Origin of the sequence: Xanthomonas sp. SHU 166 (genome assembly GCF_000364685.1) — a bacterium.
Lineage (GTDB): Bacteria > Pseudomonadota > Gammaproteobacteria > Xanthomonadales > Xanthomonadaceae > Xanthomonas_A > Xanthomonas_A sontii.
The window spans coordinates 1-15,374 of the sequence record NZ_AQOJ01000535.1; the positions used below are offsets into that span (position 1 = coordinate 1).

Consider the following 15,374-nt stretch of genomic DNA (forward strand, 5'->3'; position numbering starts at 1 on the left):
GGCGCAGCCCTCGCGAAGCCACCCCGCGCACGAGGCTGCGCCCGTACCCTCATCCGCCCCTGCGGGGCACCTTCTCCCGGAGGGAGAAGGAAAAGGCGTGAGCCCCTCTCCCCTTGGGAGAGGGGTTGGGGTGAGGGTCCGGGGCGCAGCCCTCGCGAAGCCAGCCTGCGCACGAGGCTACGCCCGTACCCTCATCCGCCCCTGCGGGGCACCTTCTTCCGGTGGGAGAAGCGAACCAGTCGCCGCAGACGATGGAACGATGGGTTGCGCCGGTCGCGGTTGGCCGCGGTGGCGGCGGCACCCACAGTAGGGAGCTCATCAGGAGATCGTCCGCCATGACCGCTTCCACCACCGTCGCCCCCGCGCGCATCCTGCGTGCCATTCGTGGCCACGCCACCGCCGACGGCGATGGGGTCAAGCTGACCCGCGTCATCGGCGGCGGTGCGCTGCCCGAACTGGATCCGTTCCTGCTGCTCGACGAGTTCGGCACCGACCGGGCCGAGGACTACATCGGGGGCTTCCCCAGCCATCCGCACCGTGGCTTCGAGACCGTCACCTACATGCTCGACGGGCGCATGCGGCACAAGGACAACCACGGCAACGAGGGTCTGCTGACCCCGGGCAGCGTGCAGTGGATGACCGCCGGCCGCGGCCTGGTGCATTCGGAGATGCCGGAGCAGGAACACGGGCGCATGCGCGGCTTCCAGTTGTGGGTGAACCTGCCGGCGCGCGACAAGATGACCGCGCCGCGCTACCAGGAATTCGCGCCCGAGCGCATCCCGGTGGCGCAGCCGGCGCCGGGGGTGACGGTCAAGGTGATCGCCGGCCATGCCGGCGAGGTGCACGGCCCGATCGCGCAGCCGGCCACCGACCCGCTGTATCTGGACATCGCGCTGGACGCCGGCACGCGCTGGGCGTTCGAGCTGCCGGCCGGGCACAACGCCTTCGCCTACATGTTCGAGGGCGAGGCGGCACTGGGCGAGGGCGAGGCGGCGCGCGTGCTGCCGGCGCAGACGCTGGCGGTGCTCGGCGGTGGCGACCTGCTGCAACTGCAGGCCGGCACGCAGGGCGCACGGCTGATTCTGGTCGCCGGACGGCCGTTGCGCGAACCGGTGGCGCGGCATGGGCCGTTCGTGATGAACACGCGCCAGGAGCTGATGCAGGCCTTCGTGGATTTCCAGGAAGGGCGCTTCTGAGCGCGCGTTTCGCGCCGCATGTGGTGCGAGGGTTTGTTTCCTCGTAGCAGCGGCTTCAGCCGCGACAGGCATTCCCAATAACGCCGTCGCGGCTGAAGCCGCTGCTACGGGAGACCGCAGTGCATGGCGCAGTGCGCCGCCTCAGCGCTCCAGCGCCAGGCTCGACTGGCGCATGTCCAGGCCCTGCACCAGCGATTGCAGTGTCTGCAGTTCCTGGGCGTCGGCGGCATCGATCCACACCTGTGCGTACTGGTCCTTCTTCAGTTCCGCAACCGTGATGCGGCGTGTGGCCTGGTTCGGCAACTCGACACCGCCCACATCCGGCCGGTACCAATACACCGCTTCGCCGGCGATGGCACCCTTTTCCTCGCGCAGCGTGCGCTGCAGCGGAATGTTCGGGTCGCGCGCGGTGAGCATCATGCCCAGCACCTGACGTCCGTCGGCATCGCTGGCGCGGCAGACGATGAAGCCCTTGTCGCTGCGTTCGCTCCATTGCAGTTTGCTCTGCGGCGGCAGCGGTGGGCAGTTCTGTGCCTGCTGCGCGGTGGCGGCAGCGGCGGGCAACGCCGCCGCAGCGGTCAGCAGCGCCTTGCGCAAGAGTGTCTTCATTCGCGATGTTCCCCATACGCCGCGATGCGACGCGTTCGATCCATACGCACGCCTGCGGCGTCGTCTGCGGGAGCGCCCATCCTGTGCGGGATCCCGGCAGTGCATCCCCCGACGCAGTGCGTGTCCCGTGTGCGGTCACGCGTGCGCGGCCGCGTCTGCACCATAGCCCAGCATGGCCGCGCTGACAATTGGGATGCGGATTCCGGAATGTCCGTACGCGTGGTACGGCATGCCGGCACCCGCCCGGCTGCGCCGCCACGCGGGCCTTTATGCGGATGCGATGCCGGGAAGGGGACGGAAGAGGGAGGGCAACGGCGACAGCGCGTGCCGCCCGCCCTGGCTGCCTTGCGTGGCGGCAACCGGGGTCTCAGCGGCCGGGTTCGGGCAACGGAATGAATTCCTGGTCGTCGCCGGGGATCGTCCCGAAGCGGCCCTCGCGCCAATCCTGCTTGGCCTGCTCGATGCGTTCCACCGAGCTGGACACGAAGTTCCACCAGAGGTGGCGCGGGCCATCCAGCGGTTCCCCGCCCATCAGCATGGCCTTCAGCGGGGTCTTGGCGCGCAGCCGCCCGCGCGCGCCGGGCTCGGGCAGGACCAGGTGCCGCGCCGGAATGTCCACGCCGTCCAGTTGCGCCTCGCCTTCCAGGATGTACAGGGAGCGCTCGACGTGCCGCGCGTCCAGGTCGATTTCGGCGTCCGCTTCCAGGTCCAGGGCCACGTTGAGGGTGTCGGCGAACACCGTGACCGGCGATTCCTCGCCGTAGGCGCGGCCGGCGATCACCCGCAGCCACGCGCCGTCGCGGCGCTGCTGCGGCAGGCTGGCGGCGGCATGGTGGTAGAACGCCGGTGCGGTCTCTTCCGCCGATTTCGGCAGCGCCACCCAGGTCTGCATGCCGTGCAGCGGATGTGCATGCTCACGCAGCGTGGTCGGTGTCCGTTCGGAGTGGGAGATGCCGCGGCCGGCGGTCATCCAGTTGACGTCGCCGGCGCGGATCACCTGGTCGGAGCCGAGCGAATCGCGGTGGCCGATCTCGCCGGACCACAGGAAGGTGACCGTGGCCAGGCCGATGTGCGGATGCGGGCGCACGTCCACGCCGTGGCCCGGCTCGAACACCGCCGGGCCCATGTGGTCGATGAAGACGAAGGGGCCGACGCTGCGCGCCTGCACGCTGGGGACGGCGCGGCGCACTTCGAAGCCGCCGATATCGTGGACGCGGGGGGCGATCAGGGTGGGCATGCCGGCGCTCGTGGTGGCAGGAACGGAGCGCAAGCTTCGCATGCGGACGCGTGGCACGGACGCCGGCGGCGCAAGACGCAATGTTCCGCGTGCCGCGGCGCTTGGTGTGCGCCTCTCGTGCGCAGGTGATGCGCGTTCTCAGGTGCGCATCGCGACACGACGCAGGCGACAGGCGACTGCGTGGATCCACGCCCCCGGGCGGGGGCGACCGATCGACGACGCCGGTGGCGACAACGCCATGTGGTTTCAATCCAACGCGTCCGCTTCGGACGCGACACGACAGTGCGGATGCGGCGAGTGCGCTTTCGCAGTCGCGCCAGCGGATGCCGAGGCTACAGCAAGCCCGGCTGGGCGATCGCCACCTCGCCGCGGCGCGAGGCCAGCCGATCGGCCAGCCGGGTCGGCTCCGGCAGACGATAGCCACGCAGGTAGCGCTGGGTCCACTGCAGCGCGCTGTCCACCGCCACACGATGGCCGGGCGAGACGATCAGCGGATTGCAGCGCAGCTTGCTGCGCAGCGCCCAGCCGACCACCTCGCCGCGATGCACGATGGGACTGTGGTCGCCGGCCTGCGCGCCGGGCTCCTCGAAGCGGCCGGCCAGCAAGGTCTTGGCCACGCCGATGCTGGGCAGCCCGGTGACCACGCCGAAGTGCGCGGCGATGCCGAGCCGGCGCGGATGGGCGATGCCCTGGCCGTCGACGAACACCAGGTCCGGCCGCTGCCGCAGCAGACCCAGCGCAGCCAGCAAGGCCGGCAGTTCGCGGAAGCTGAGCAGGCCGGGCACGTAGGCCATCGAGGTGGGCACGCGCGCGATCTCGGCCTGGTGCGGCTGCAGGGTCTGCGCGTCGAGCAGTACCGCGGCGGCGCGGGTGACCTGGCCATCGTCCTCGAAGCCGACATCGAAACCGGCCAGCCAGCGCGGCGGGTCGGGCACCTCGTCCTGCAGGCTGACCTGGCGCGCCAGCGTCGCCTGCAGCGCGCGCGCCTGCGCGATGCTGCCGTCCCAGTCGCCGAATACGGAGTGCGAAGAAGTGTCCATGCGCCGATGATCGCGCCGTCTTCGTGGCTGGGGTGTGCAGGGGCTGGGAATCGGGAATGGGGAATGGGGAATCGCAACGGCTTTGTTCTCCAGCAAGCCGGACAGCCAAGCGCCGCCTGCTGGTCAGAGCCGCGCGGGAACCGCTTCAACGATTCCCCATTCCCGATTCCCCATTCCCAGCCAAGAGCTACAATCCAGGGCCGCACGACCCACGCATCCCCCAACGGAGACCGTCGCAGTGACCCGCAAACTCGTACTGTTGCGCCATGGCCAGAGCCAGTGGAACCTGGATAACCGCTTCACCGGCTGGGTCGACGTCGACCTGACCGAGCAGGGCCGCCAGGAAGCCGTGGCCGCCGGCCGGCTGATGCGCGAGGAGGGGCTGCAGTTCGACGTCGCCCATACCTCGGTGCTCAAGCGCGCCATCCACACTTTGCAGGGCGCGCTGAAGGAACTCGACCAGGACTGGCTGCCGGTGCACAAGAGCTGGCGTCTCAACGAGCGCCACTACGGCGGCCTGCAGGGTCTGGACAAGGCCGAGACCGCGGCCAAGCACGGCGAGGACCAGGTCAAGATCTGGCGCCGCTCCTACGACATCCCGCCGCCGCCGATGGATGCCGAGGATCCAGGCCATCCGCTGCACGACCGCCGCTATGCCACCCTGGACCGCAACGCGCTGCCGGCCACCGAGTCGCTGGCGACCACGCTCGAGCGCGTGCTGCCGTACTGGCACGACGCCATCGCGCCGCAGCTCAAGGCCGGGCAGACCGTGCTGGTCACCGCCCATGGCAACTCGCTGCGCGCGCTGTACAAGTACTTGAACGACGTCTCGCGCGAAGAAATCCTCGAACTCAACATCCCCACCGGCATCCCGCTGCTGTTCGAACTGGACGACAGCCTGCAGGTGCAGTCCTACCGCTACCTGGGCGACCCGGAAGCGGCCAAGAAGGCCGCCGAAGCGGTGGCCAATCAGGGCAAGGCGAAGTAAGCACCAGGATCGGCACGCGGCCGGCAGGAGAACGCGATGGGTGGATTCAGTATCTGGCATTGGCTCATCCTGCTGGTCTTGCTCGCCTTGCCGCTGCTGGTCGGCATGGTGGTGTGGCTGGCGATTCGCGCCCAGCGGCGCCGGCCGGCCGCGGCGGCGCCGCCGTTGCCTCCTGTTGACTCGGTCGAGCAGCGCCTGCGCGCGCTGGAGCAGCTGAAGGCGCAGGGGCTGATCGATGCGGCGGAGTACACGCGCCGGCGCGAGCAGATCCTGGCCGCGTTGTGAGTGTGTGATGCCTCGGCAGGCGCCGCGTTCTCGCGGCCTGCCAAGCGGAAGCGCGGTGTCGACGCCGCGCCGCGTGTTGCATGCAGCGCGCGTTGCCGCAGCTGCGCGGCAACGGCGTAACCCCGGACTGTCCTTACCAGACGCAGCTGGTGAGCAGCAGCCCGGGCTGCACGTCCACCCAGCGCAGACGGTGCGCTTGTCCGGCCGGCAAGGCCGGCGCCAGCGGCGTGGCGATCCGCGTCTCCACGCTGCCGCTGACCGGGTCGCAGCCTTCGATGCGCAAGGCGTCGAAATCGAAGAAGCGGCCGACGGTCGCCGCGGTGGCCTTGTAGAAACTCTCTTTCGCCGAGAAGCCCAGGGTCAGCGCATACGGCCAGCCGCGGACGCGGGCGAGCGCAGCCAATGCGTCACAGTCGCTGGCGTCCAGGGCCACGCTGCGGATCGCCTCGAGCTGGTCCGCCGCCACCACACGTTCGATATCCAGGCCGATGCCGTTGGCTGCGGCGGACGTCGGCATGGCGATGGCGACCGCCACGCCGTCGGTATGCGAGAGGCTGCCGAGGAAACCCTCTGGCCAGAGCGGCGCGCGGTCGGGGCCGATCGGAAGGTCGGTGGCCGTGCTGCCGGCCGCCCGCAGCGCGGCGAGCGCCGCGCGCCTTCCGGCCAGGTACTCGGCCTGGCGCTTGCGCACGCTGCGCGCGATCGACGGCGGCTGCTGCACGCGGTGGCGCTGGAAATCGTCGCTGTCGAAGGCATCGACCTCGAACGGCAGCAGCCAGGCGTTCGGCACGGCGATGCGATGCGCGCCGAGGGCGAGGCGGGCGAACGGCGGGGCGGCGAGGGCCAGGGCATCCATGGCCCTAGCTTAGAGCGTGCGCTGGCCGTGCGGCGCGTGCGATGCGGCCAGTGAGGCGCCGCAGGCCAGCATCGCTGTGGTGACCTGTTTCCGCAAGGATTCATCCGAATGCAGCTTGTCCGGTAGGAGCGGCGCTTGTCCCCTTCTGCGGGATCAGCCGCGACCGGCGTTTCCGGTAACGCCGGTCGCGGCTGATCCCGCTCCTGCAGCAGACGTTCCGCAGCGTTGCCTTCAGCCGTCGCTGGCGTCCACCCACACCCGCATTTCGCCTTCGCCGCGATTGGCCCAGGCGAAGTAGGGTACGAAGGTCAGGGGCTGCGGCTGCCGCGTCGGCGGCGGCGCATCGTAGCGGTACAGCGGTGCGGCCGCGGCGTCGACGTCGCCATGCAGGCGTTCGCCGGTGGCTTGCAGCAGCACCTGGCCGGCGAGCGCGCCGGTGCCGGGTACGGCCTGCAGCGTGGCGTTGGCCGGCAGGCGCAGCTGATGCAGGTCGGCGCCGTTGTCGGCCTGCTCCAGGCAGTACACCAGCGGCCCGCGTTGCACCGCGACTTTGCCGGCCAGGTGGCGCACGCGCGGGTGCCCGCTGACCCGCATCGGCGGCATCGGCAGGCGCAACTGCAAGGTGTCGCCGGACTGCCAGCGCCGGTGCAGCATGCAGTAGCCGTGCTGGCGGTGCGCATCGATCGCCACCGGCTCGCCGTTGAGCCGCAGCTGCGGCGCCTGGCACCAGTCCGGCAGGCGCAGCGCCAGCGCCGCCTCCACCGGGGCGCTGCACTCCACCTCGAAGGCGATCGTGTCCTGCCACGGATATTCGCCGCGTTGGCGCAGGGTCAGGGTCTGCCCGCCGACCTCGAACCGCGCGTCGCTGCCGACATAGAGGTTCACGTACAGCGTGTCGTCGCGGCGGGTGTAGAGGTAGTGGCCGAGCGAGGTCAGCACGCGGGCGATGTTGGGCGGGCAGCAGGCGCAGCCGAACCAGCGCTGGCGCACGGGCTTCACATGATCGAAAGTGTGGTTGCCGTGCACGGTGGGCGGGTGCACTTCCAGCGGATTGACGTAGAAGAAGTGCCGTCCGTCCAGGGCCATGCCGCCCAGCACGGTGTTGTACAGCGCCCGCTCCATCACGTCGGCGTAGCGGCCATCCGGCGCCAGCTGCAGCATGCGGTTGGCGAACATCATCAGCCCGATCGAGGCGCAGCTCTCGTTGTAGGCGGTGTCGTTGGGCAGGTCGTAGTCGACGCTGAAGGCTTCGCCGTAGCTCTGCGCACCGATCGCGCCGGTCAGGTACATCTGTCGCTGGGTGGCGTTGTCCCACAGGCGCTCGCAGGCCGCGCGCAGGGTGGCGTCGCCGCTGTGCCGTGCCAGGTGCGCCACGCCGGCGTACAGGTACACGAAGCGCACCGCATGGCCGACCGCGGTGTCCTGCAGCGCCACCGGCAGATGCGCCTGGCTGTAGGCCTTGTCCTGGATCATCCAGGCCGGGCCGTGCCCACCCCAGAAGAAGGTCTGGCCGCGCTTGGCGTACTCCTCGTCGTAGTAGTGCGGCGTGGTGCCGCGTTGTTCGACGAAGTAGCGCGCCAGTGCCAGGTAGCGCGCCTCGCCGGTGGCCTCGTACAGGCGCATCAGTGCCAGTTCGATCTCCGGATGCCCGGGGTAGCCGTGCAACTGCGTGGGGCCGGGGCCGAAGGTGGCGTCGATGTGGTCGGCGAGCCGGCACACGATGTCGAGCAGGGTGCGTTTGCCGGTGGCCTGGAAGTAGGCCACGCCGGCCTCGATCATGTGCCCGGCGCAGTACAGCTCGTGGCACTCGGCCAGGTTGGTCCAGCGTTCCTGCGGCGCCTTCACCGTGAAGTAGGTGTTGAGGTAGCCGTCGGCCTGCTGCGCGGCCCCGATCAGCTCGATGGTGGCGTCGGCATCGCGCTCCAGCGCCGGATCGGGATGCTGTGCGAGCAGGTAGGCCACCGCTTCCAGCCATTTGGCCACGTCGCTGTCCTGGAACACCATGCCGTAGAACGCGCCGTCGCTGCGGCCGGCGGCGATGCGGAAGTTCTCGATGGCATGGCTAGGTTCGGCATCGGCGACGTTGTCGTTGAGCGCGTCCCACTGGTAGGGCAGCACCACCTCCTGCACCAGGCGCTGGTAGCGCTGCCAGAACGGATCGGCGATACGCAGGTGGGCGAGCGGCAGTTCCGGGGACGGCACGGGCGAAGGCGGCATGGAGCGGAGATCCTGGAGAGTGGGGAAGGTCAGTGCACCGGGCGTGCGGCCAGATCGGCGGCGATATTCGCCAGCAGCGGCCGGCGCAGCCGGCAGCGCAGGATCACCGCGGCCAGCAGCAGGTGCAGGCCGGCGGGGATCAGCGTTTCCAGCAGGGTGATGGCCTGCAGCGAGGCGGGGCTCTGCTGCGCGGCGCCGGCGCGGTAGCCGGCGTAGACGAACAGCGCGCTGATCACCACCGCGCTCGAGGCCCAGGCCAGCTTGATGCAGAACAGGTTGAAGGCGAAGTTGATGCCCGAGGAACGCACCCGGTTCTTCCAGGCGCCGTAGTCGTCGGCGAAGGCCATCAGCGAGAAGTGCAGCGGCAGCGCGAAGCCCAGCACCAGGCAGTGCACGAAGATCACCCCCAGCCACAGCGTCTGCTGCGCCGGTCCGGTCGGCAGCCACCACTGCGCCACGCCGAACGCGGCCAGCGCCAGGTTGGTGTGCAGGTACAGCGCCAGCGGATCGAAGCGGCGGCACAGCGCGTTGACCACGATCGCGCCGAGTACCGTGGCCAGCGCCACCATCGCGAAGAACAGCGAGGCGTAGCCGCTGCTGCCGCCGAGCACGTAGGTGATGAAGTACAGATAGGCGCCGCCGCGGATGTTGTAGACGTTGATCAGCAGGAACGACATCAGCAGCACCAGCCGCAACTGGTCGTTCTGCAGCAGGCCACGCAGATGTGCGCCGATGCCGGCGCCGCCGAGCAGGCTGACCGGCACGCGTTCGCGCACGGCGAAGAAGCAGCACAGGAACATCGCCACCGCCAGCACCGCCAGCACGCCCACGCCGAGCTGGTAGCCGCGCGCGGCGTCGCCGTTGCCCAGTTCCCGCACCAGCCACGGCAGCCCGACCGACACCAGGAAGCCGGCGATGCCGCACAGCACGAAGCGCCAGGATTGCGCCGAGACCACGTCGCGGTGGTCGCCGGTCATGCTGTTGATCAGCGCGCAGTAGGGCACGTTGATCGCGGTGTAGCACAGCGACAGCAGGAAGTAGCTGGCGAAGGCGTAGGCGATCTTGGCGCCGGCGCTCAGCTGCGGTGCGCTGAAGGTCAGCACGCAGGCGATGCCGATCGGCACGGCGACCCACAGTTGCCAGGCGCGGAACCGGCCCCAGCGGCTGCGGGTGCGATCGGCGATCAGGCCCATCACCGGATCGGACACCGCGTCGGCCACGCGCAGCACGGTGAACAGGGTGCCGACCAGCGCCGGGGTCAGGCCGAACACGTCGGTGTAGAAGAAGGTGAGGAAGTTGGCGATCAGGCAGGTGACCACCGTGCCGCCGGCATCGCCGAGGCCGTAGCCGAACTTCTCCAGGCGCGACAGACGCGGCGTGGTCGCGGCCGGCGCGGCGTCTGCGGTGGCGTGGCCGATGGCGGTCGCGGTCAACGTAACGGCTCCTGGCGCGCCCGGTCCGGCGCCAGCGCAAAGTGGCATGGCGGCGCACCCGCGACAAGAGTCTGTGCGGTATAAAACCGGTACGATTCCGACCACAGCGGCCGCGGCGTCCTCGCGCGGCATCGTTCATTCGAATGCTGCAGTGCAGCGTCGCGCAGGCAAGGGGAGACGTTTCCGACATGCTCGAATTCGCCGTCGCCTATCCGATCCGGGTCCAGAACGGAGGCCTGTTCATTTCCCGCGGCGTGGGTGCGCATCCGGCGCGGGTGATCCAGTCCTACGAGCTGATCTTCGTCGAGCGCGGCATCCTCTCGATTCGCGAACAGGACAACGACTTCCACGTCGGCCCCGGCGAGACGCTGTTGCTGTGGCCCGGCCGCGCGCACGCCGGCCTGGGCCAGTTCCCGGACGACCTGCGGTTCTATTGGGTGCATTTCGAACTGGAACCGGGCGCGGCGCAGGCGGACAACGCGGTGGCGCTGTCGATGCCGCAGCGCACTGCGATCCGCGATCCGGATCGCTTCGTCGGCCTGTTCCGCTGGTTCCTGGCCGAGCAGGAGGAACGGCGCACGCTGCCGATGCTGGAGCCGATCGTGCTGTCGATGCTGCAATGCGTGGCCGGCGCCTGGCCGGATCCGCACGATTCCGAACGCGCCGGGGTGGCGCTGGCGTACCGTGCCAAGCAACTGATCGGCACCCAGTTCCACACCGCGCTCACCGCCTCGTCGCTGGCGGCGCAACTGCACTGCAATCCGGATTATCTGGGCCGCATCTACCGGCGCAGCTTCGGCACCACGCTGACCGAGGCGATCCACCGCCAGCGCATCGCCTTCGCCGAGAAGCTGTTGCTGGTCAACACCTGCGCGGTGGACGACGTGGCGCAGCGCGCCGGCTTCAGCGACAGCGGCTACTTCCGCCGCGTGTTCCGCCAGCGCCTGGGCATGACCCCCAGTGCGTATCGGCGGCTGTACTGCAAGGAGCACATCAATTCGGGGTGAGGGGGGCTTGCGGGCGCATGTGCGTCGCCACTTGCCGCGAACCTGCTTGCGCCGCTGCGCGTGCGGCAAGGTGTCTGGCAGGGACGGGGCTTGGCTGCCCGCGTTTGCAGGAGCGGCTTCGGCCGCGACCGACATTCATGGGAATGCTTCGTCGCGGCTGCAGCGGCTCCTGCGGCAGGGTGGTGCGGCGGCTGGTGGGCTAGCTCAGTTGCTGGCCGATCTCGCGCGCCATCGCGTTGAGCGGCAGGATCTTCTCCGCGCCGCCGCGCTTGATCGCTTCCTTGGGCATGCCGAACACCACGCTGCTCTGTTCGTCCTGGGCCACGGTGCGTGCGCCGGCCTGGCGCATCTCCAGCAGGCCGACCGCGCCGTCGTCGCCCATGCCGGTCATGATGATGCCCAGCGCGTTGCCGCCGGCGGCGCGCGCGGCGGAGCGGAACAGCACGTCCACCGACGGCCGGTGCCGGTTCACCGGCGGCCCGTCCAGCACTTCGACGAAGTACTGCGCGCCGCTGCGCCGCAGCAGCATGTGCTTGCCGCCCGGCGCGATCAGCGCGCGTCCCGGCACCACGCGGTCGTTGTTGGCCGCTTCCTTCACCGAGATCTGGCACAGCGTGTCCAGGCGCGCGGCGAAGGCGGCGGTGAATTTCTCCGGCATGTGCTGGACGATGACGATGCCGGGGCTGACCCGCGGCAGCGCGGTCAGCACTTCCTCCAGCGCCTGGGTGCCGCCGGTGGAGGTGCCGATCGCCACCACCCGCTCGGTGGTCTGCGACAGCGCGCGTCCGCCCTGCGCCGGCAGGATCACGTCGGCGGTGTGCTTGATCTCCGGCTCCGCCGGCGTCACGGCCGGCCGCGCCGACAGGCGCTTGACGTTGGCGCGCGCGGCGCTCTTCACCGTGGCGATCATTTCCTCGGCCGAGTCGGTGAGGAACTGTTTGAGGCCGAGCTTGGGCTTGGTCACCACCGCCACCGCGCCGGCGGCCAGCGCGTCCATGGTCACCCGCGCGCCCTTCTCGGTGAGCGTGGAGCAGATCACCACCGGGGTGGGGCGTTCGCTCATGATCTTGCGCAGGAAGGTGATGCCGTCCATCTTCGGCATCTCCACGTCCAGCACGATCACGTCCGGCCACTGCTGGCGCATCTTGTCCATCGCCAGCAGCGGGTCGGCCGCGGCGGCGATGACCTCGATGCCGGGCGCGTCGTTGAGCACGGCGACCAGCACCTGGCGCACCACCGCCGAATCGTCGATCACCATGGCCTTGATCGTGGTCATGCGGGGTTCCCTCCTGGGACGTCGTGGTTCATGGCTTGCGGTACACCGACGGCGCGATCTGCACCACGTCGCCGTTGACGTCGTTGAGGCTTTCGGAGTGGCCGATGCAGAAGATGCCGCCGCGCTTGAGCGTGCCCAGCACCCGCGCCACCACTTCGCGCTTGGTCTGGCCGTTGAAGTAGATCATCACGTTGCGCAGGAACACCACGTCGAACTGGCCCAGGTTGGGCAGCGTCGCGTTGAGGTTGGCGTGCAGGAAGCGCACATGGTCGCGGATCTTGCGGTCGATCAGCATGCTGCCCTCGTACTCGCCGCGGCCCTTGAGGCAGTAGCGCTTGAGCATGGCCGGCGGCATGTGCTCGATGCGCAGCAGCGGATAATGGCCGGTCCGCGCCTTGGCCAGCACGCGCGTGCTGATGTCGGTGCCGACCACCTCGTAGGGGCGGCCCTGCAGGGTATCGTCCAGCACCATGGCCATGCTGTAGGCCTCCTCGCCGCTGGAACTGGCCGCGCTCCAGCAACGGAACGGCGTACTGCCGGTGTGCGCGGCGGCGATGCTGCGCAGCAGGTCGAAGTGCTTGGGTTCGCGGAAGAAATAGGTTTCGTTGGTGGTCAGCAGGTCGATCGCGGTTTGCACCTCGCCGCTGCCCTCGCGGCTCTCCAGCAGCTTGAGGTACTGGGTGTAGGTCTGCAGCGAATGCGCTTTCAGGCGCTTGCCCAGGCGCCCGCACAGCATGGCCTTCTTGGCCGGCGAGATGGTGATGCCGGCGGCGTCGAAGATGAAACGCTGGAACCGGCCGAATTCCTGCTCGGTGATGGTGTCGTGGCTGGTCATGGTCATGGCCGGTCGGTCAGTGGGGAGGGGCGGGAGCGGGGACGCTGGCGTTGCCGGTGGGGCCGTGTTCCTGCAGCAGGCGCTGGTGCTCCAGCAGCCAGGCGTGCAGCGCGCCGCCCCCCAGCGGGCGCGCCAGCAGGTAGCCCTGGCCGAAGTCGCAGCCCAGCTCCTGCAGCAGGGTCCAGTCCTCCACCGTTTCGATGCCCTCGGCGACGGTGCTCAGGCCCAGCCGCTGGGCCATGCCCAGCGCCGATTCGAGGACCGTGCGCAGGTTGCGGCTGCGGTGCGCGTCGTGGACGAAGATGCGGTCGATCTTCAGTTCGGTGAAGGGGATGCGGGTGAGCTGCTGCAGCGAGGAGAAGCCGGTGCCGTAGTCGTCCAGCGACAGGCCGAAGCCCTGCAGCCGCAGCCGTGCCAGCATGCCCAGTGCGCTGCCGCAGACCAGCGAGCTTTCGGTGATTTCCAGCACCAGGTCCGACGGCGCCAACCCATGCTGGCGCAGCAGCCCGAGCAGTTCGTCGAGCAGGTTCGGGTCCTGCAGCATGCTCGGCGACAGGTTCAACGCCAGGGTCAGCTGGAACCCGTCCTGTTTCCACGCCGCCAGCCGTGCCATCGCCTGGTCGGCGACGCAGGCGGTGAGCGCGTGGATCAGGCCTTCGCGCTCGGCCACGGCGATGAAGCGGTCCGGCGCGATCGGCCCGGCACTGGGATGCCGCCAGCGCGCCAGCGCTTCCACGCCGCCGACCCGGCCGCTGCGCATGTCCACCTTGGGCTGATAGGCCACCTCGATCTCGCCGCGTTGCAGTGCCTCGCGCAGCATCGCCGCCATGGTCGCCTCGCCGGGCGCCTCGGCGTCGTCACGTGGTGCCGGTGCGCTCGGCGCGTGGGCGCGCACCGCGGCCGCGAGCTGGGCGGCGCGCAGCGGTTTCTCCAGCCCCGCCAGCACCTGCAGGCCGTTGCTGCGCCCGACCTGCAGCACCGAGTCGATCAGGGCCGCGCCGCGCTGCGAGGCGACCACGATCGGCGCGCGCACGCTGCAGCGGGCCAGTGCGTCGAGCAACTGCACGCCGTCCATGCCGGGCATTTCCAGATCCACGATCAACAGCCCCAGCGGCGGCCCCTGGGTCACCCGTGCCAGCGCGGCATGGCCGTCGGCCGCGCCTTCCACCGCCACCGCCCCCATGCGCTGGCACAGGGCCAGCGCATGTTCGCGCTGGACCTGGCTGTCGTCGACCACCAGGACCGTGCCGAAGTGGTGCAGGGCGGCGGTGTCGGGGGACGTGGGCATGCGAAATCCGTTTCGAGGAAAGGGCGGGGCGCTAAGTGGCAACGGCCGCTCAGGCGGCGATGCCTTCTTCCAGGTGGGCGTCGAGCGCGGTCATGCTGGCGAACTCCTGGGGCGCCAGCACCGCATCGGCGGCGAGCAGGATCACGAAGCGCTCGCCGACCTTGCCCATGCCGTGGATGAAATCGCGGCGGATGCCGGTCCCGAAGGCCGGCGGCGGCGCGATGTCGGCGGTGGCGATCTCCAGCACCTCGCTGACCGCATCCACCAGCAGGCCCAGCACCTGGCGTTCCTCGCCGCTGGCCACCTCGATGATGACGATGCAGGTGCGCTTGCTGATCTCGCTGGGCGCGCGGCCGAAGCGTTGCTGCAGGTCAACCACCGGCACCACGGCGCCACGCAGGTTGATCACCCCGCGCAACGCGGGCGGCATCATCGGCACGTCGGTCGGCGTGCGGTACTCGATGATCTCCTTGATGCCGAGGATGCCGACGCCGAACATTTCCTTGCCGAGCAGGAAGGTCAGGAACTGGTCCGTGGCCAGGTCGCCGGCGTCGGAGGGTGAGAGCGAAGCGGGAGCGTTCATGGCCATGTCTCAGAAGGTTTCGAAGTGGGCTTCGTCGAGCGAATCCGCCAGGACCAGCTGGCCGTTGGCGACGCGCGCGATCGGCTTGGGACCGGCCTGCCCGTTGCGGCCGCGCCCGGCGCCGGGACGTCGCGCCGCGGTCCTGGCCGGCGGGGCGCCCTGCACCTTGAAGAAGCTCATCAGCTGCTGCAGCTGTTCGGCCTGCGCGCTCATCTCTTCGGCCGTAGCGGCCAGCTCCTCGGAGTTGGACGCGGCCTGCTGGGTGGTCTGGTTGAGCTGGCCGACCGCGGCGTTGATCTGGCCGACGCCGGAGGTCTGTTCCTCGGAGGCGGCGGTGATCTCCTGCACCAGGTCGGAGGTGCGCTTGATCGACGGCACCATCTCGTCCAGCAGCTTGCCGGCGTTCTCGGCCAGTTCCACGCTGGAGCTGGCGACGTCGCCGATCTCCTGCGCCGCGATCTGGCTGCGTTCGGCCAGCTTGCGCACTTCCGCGGCGACCACCGCAAAGCCCTTGCCGTGCTCGC

At 69.8% G+C, this 15,374-nt stretch carries 15 protein-coding genes; 4 read left to right on the plus strand and 11 right to left on the minus strand.

The genetic code is table 11. The features are described 5' to 3' along the window. Positions 1-335 precede the first annotated feature (335 nt). The gene (locus tag D180_RS13795) at positions 336-1,196 is read left to right on the plus strand and encodes a pirin family protein (RefSeq protein ID WP_017913259.1); all 861 of its coding nucleotides are present in this window, start codon (positions 336-338) and stop codon (positions 1,194-1,196) included. Positions 1,197-1,337: 141 nt separating this feature from the next. Here D180_RS13795 and D180_RS13800 read toward each other — a convergent pair whose 3' ends face one another. From D180_RS13800 to nfi, 3 genes are all read right to left on the minus strand, one after another. After that, entirely contained in the window at positions 1,338-1,805 is a 468-nt protein-coding gene (locus tag D180_RS13800; RefSeq protein WP_010342081.1) for a hypothetical protein, read from the minus strand. Positions 1,806-2,172: 367 nt separating this feature from the next. After that, positions 2,173-3,042 carry a pirin family protein gene (locus tag D180_RS13805; protein ID WP_017909379.1) on the minus strand — a complete coding sequence of 290 codons (870 nt, stop codon included), beginning with the start codon at positions 3,040-3,042 and terminating at the stop codon, positions 2,173-2,175. Between the two features lie 332 nt (positions 3,043-3,374). Then, a complete protein-coding gene (nfi, locus tag D180_RS13810) occupies positions 3,375-4,082 on the minus strand; it encodes a deoxyribonuclease V (protein WP_017913260.1) in 708 nt (235 codons plus the stop codon). Positions 4,083-4,320: 238 nt separating this feature from the next. Here nfi and gpmA point away from each other — a divergent pair, with 238 nt between their 5' ends. Further along, a complete protein-coding gene (gene gpmA / locus D180_RS13815) occupies positions 4,321-5,070 on the plus strand; it encodes a 2,3-diphosphoglycerate-dependent phosphoglycerate mutase (protein WP_010342084.1) in 750 nt (249 codons plus the stop codon). A 36-nt stretch (positions 5,071-5,106) separates the two neighbouring features. Beyond that, entirely contained in the window at positions 5,107-5,355 is a 249-nt protein-coding gene (locus D180_RS13820) for an SHOCT domain-containing protein (protein WP_017909382.1), read from the plus strand. Between the two features lie 133 nt (positions 5,356-5,488). Here the strand turns inward: D180_RS13820 and D180_RS13825 are convergent, their stop codons facing one another. From D180_RS13825 to D180_RS13835, 3 genes are all read right to left on the minus strand, one after another. Continuing rightward, a complete protein-coding gene (locus tag D180_RS13825; RefSeq protein WP_017913261.1) occupies positions 5,489-6,211 on the minus strand; it encodes a 4'-phosphopantetheinyl transferase superfamily protein in 723 nt (240 codons plus the stop codon). A 231-nt stretch (positions 6,212-6,442) separates the two neighbouring features. Continuing rightward, complete coding sequence (locus tag D180_RS13830) at positions 6,443-8,428, minus strand: beta-L-arabinofuranosidase domain-containing protein (RefSeq protein WP_017913262.1); 1,986 nt, start codon at positions 8,426-8,428, stop codon at positions 6,443-6,445. Between the two features lie 29 nt (positions 8,429-8,457). Then, complete coding sequence (locus D180_RS13835; protein WP_017913263.1) at positions 8,458-9,861, minus strand: MFS transporter; 1,404 nt, start codon at positions 9,859-9,861, stop codon at positions 8,458-8,460. Positions 9,862-10,049: 188 nt separating this feature from the next. Between D180_RS13835 and D180_RS13840 the strand changes: the two genes are divergently transcribed. Further along, positions 10,050-10,868 (plus strand): AraC family transcriptional regulator, encoded by an 819-nt coding sequence (locus D180_RS13840; RefSeq protein WP_017913264.1) that lies wholly within the window; start codon positions 10,050-10,052, stop codon positions 10,866-10,868. 199 nt (positions 10,869-11,067) lie between these two features. On the opposite strand, the gene D180_RS13845 is transcribed toward D180_RS13840, so the two are convergent. From D180_RS13845 to D180_RS13865, 5 genes are all read right to left on the minus strand, one after another. Continuing rightward, positions 11,068-12,144 (minus strand): chemotaxis response regulator protein-glutamate methylesterase, encoded by a 1,077-nt coding sequence (locus tag D180_RS13845; protein WP_017913265.1) that lies wholly within the window; start codon positions 12,142-12,144, stop codon positions 11,068-11,070. 28 nt (positions 12,145-12,172) lie between these two features. Beyond that, a complete protein-coding gene (locus D180_RS13850) occupies positions 12,173-12,979 on the minus strand; it encodes a CheR family methyltransferase (protein ID WP_026143818.1) in 807 nt (268 codons plus the stop codon). Between the two features lie 16 nt (positions 12,980-12,995). Continuing rightward, positions 12,996-14,267: an EAL domain-containing response regulator gene (locus tag D180_RS13855; protein WP_017913267.1), complete on the minus strand. Its 1,272-nt coding sequence runs from the start codon at positions 14,265-14,267 to the stop codon at positions 12,996-12,998. 49 nt (positions 14,268-14,316) lie between these two features. Beyond that, the gene (locus tag D180_RS13860) at positions 14,317-14,850 is read right to left on the minus strand and encodes a chemotaxis protein CheW (RefSeq protein WP_026143817.1); all 534 of its coding nucleotides are present in this window, start codon (positions 14,848-14,850) and stop codon (positions 14,317-14,319) included. A 9-nt stretch (positions 14,851-14,859) separates the two neighbouring features. Continuing rightward, positions 14,860-15,374: methyl-accepting chemotaxis protein (locus tag D180_RS13865; RefSeq protein ID WP_017913268.1), on the minus strand; the 515-nt coding region annotated here is incomplete at its 5' end.

Excerpts from the sequence above, each read along its gene's own strand:
- D180_RS13795 (WP_017913259.1), top strand. The coding sequence starts at position 336 with ATGACCGCTTCCACCACCGTCGCCCCCGCGCGCATCCTGCGTGCCATT.
- D180_RS13800 (WP_010342081.1), bottom strand. The coding sequence starts at position 1,805 with ATGAAGACACTCTTGCGCAAGGCGCTGCTGACCGCTGCGGCGGCGTTG.
- D180_RS13805 (WP_017909379.1), bottom strand. The coding sequence starts at position 3,042 with ATGCCCACCCTGATCGCCCCCCGCGTCCACGATATCGGCGGCTTCGAA.
- nfi (WP_017913260.1), bottom strand. The coding sequence starts at position 4,082 with ATGGACACTTCTTCGCACTCCGTATTCGGCGACTGGGACGGCAGCATC.
- D180_RS13820 (WP_017909382.1), top strand. The coding sequence starts at position 5,107 with ATGGGTGGATTCAGTATCTGGCATTGGCTCATCCTGCTGGTCTTGCTC.
- D180_RS13825 (WP_017913261.1), bottom strand. The coding sequence starts at position 6,211 with ATGGATGCCCTGGCCCTCGCCGCCCCGCCGTTCGCCCGCCTCGCCCTC.
- D180_RS13830 (WP_017913262.1), bottom strand. The coding sequence starts at position 8,428 with ATGCCGCCTTCGCCCGTGCCGTCCCCGGAACTGCCGCTCGCCCACCTG.
- D180_RS13840 (WP_017913264.1), top strand. The coding sequence starts at position 10,050 with ATGCTCGAATTCGCCGTCGCCTATCCGATCCGGGTCCAGAACGGAGGC.
- D180_RS13845 (WP_017913265.1), bottom strand. The coding sequence starts at position 12,144 with ATGACCACGATCAAGGCCATGGTGATCGACGATTCGGCGGTGGTGCGC.
- D180_RS13850 (WP_026143818.1), bottom strand. The coding sequence starts at position 12,979 with ATGACCAGCCACGACACCATCACCGAGCAGGAATTCGGCCGGTTCCAG.
- D180_RS13855 (WP_017913267.1), bottom strand. The coding sequence starts at position 14,267 with ATGCCCACGTCCCCCGACACCGCCGCCCTGCACCACTTCGGCACGGTC.
- D180_RS13860 (WP_026143817.1), bottom strand. The coding sequence starts at position 14,850 with ATGAACGCTCCCGCTTCGCTCTCACCCTCCGACGCCGGCGACCTGGCC.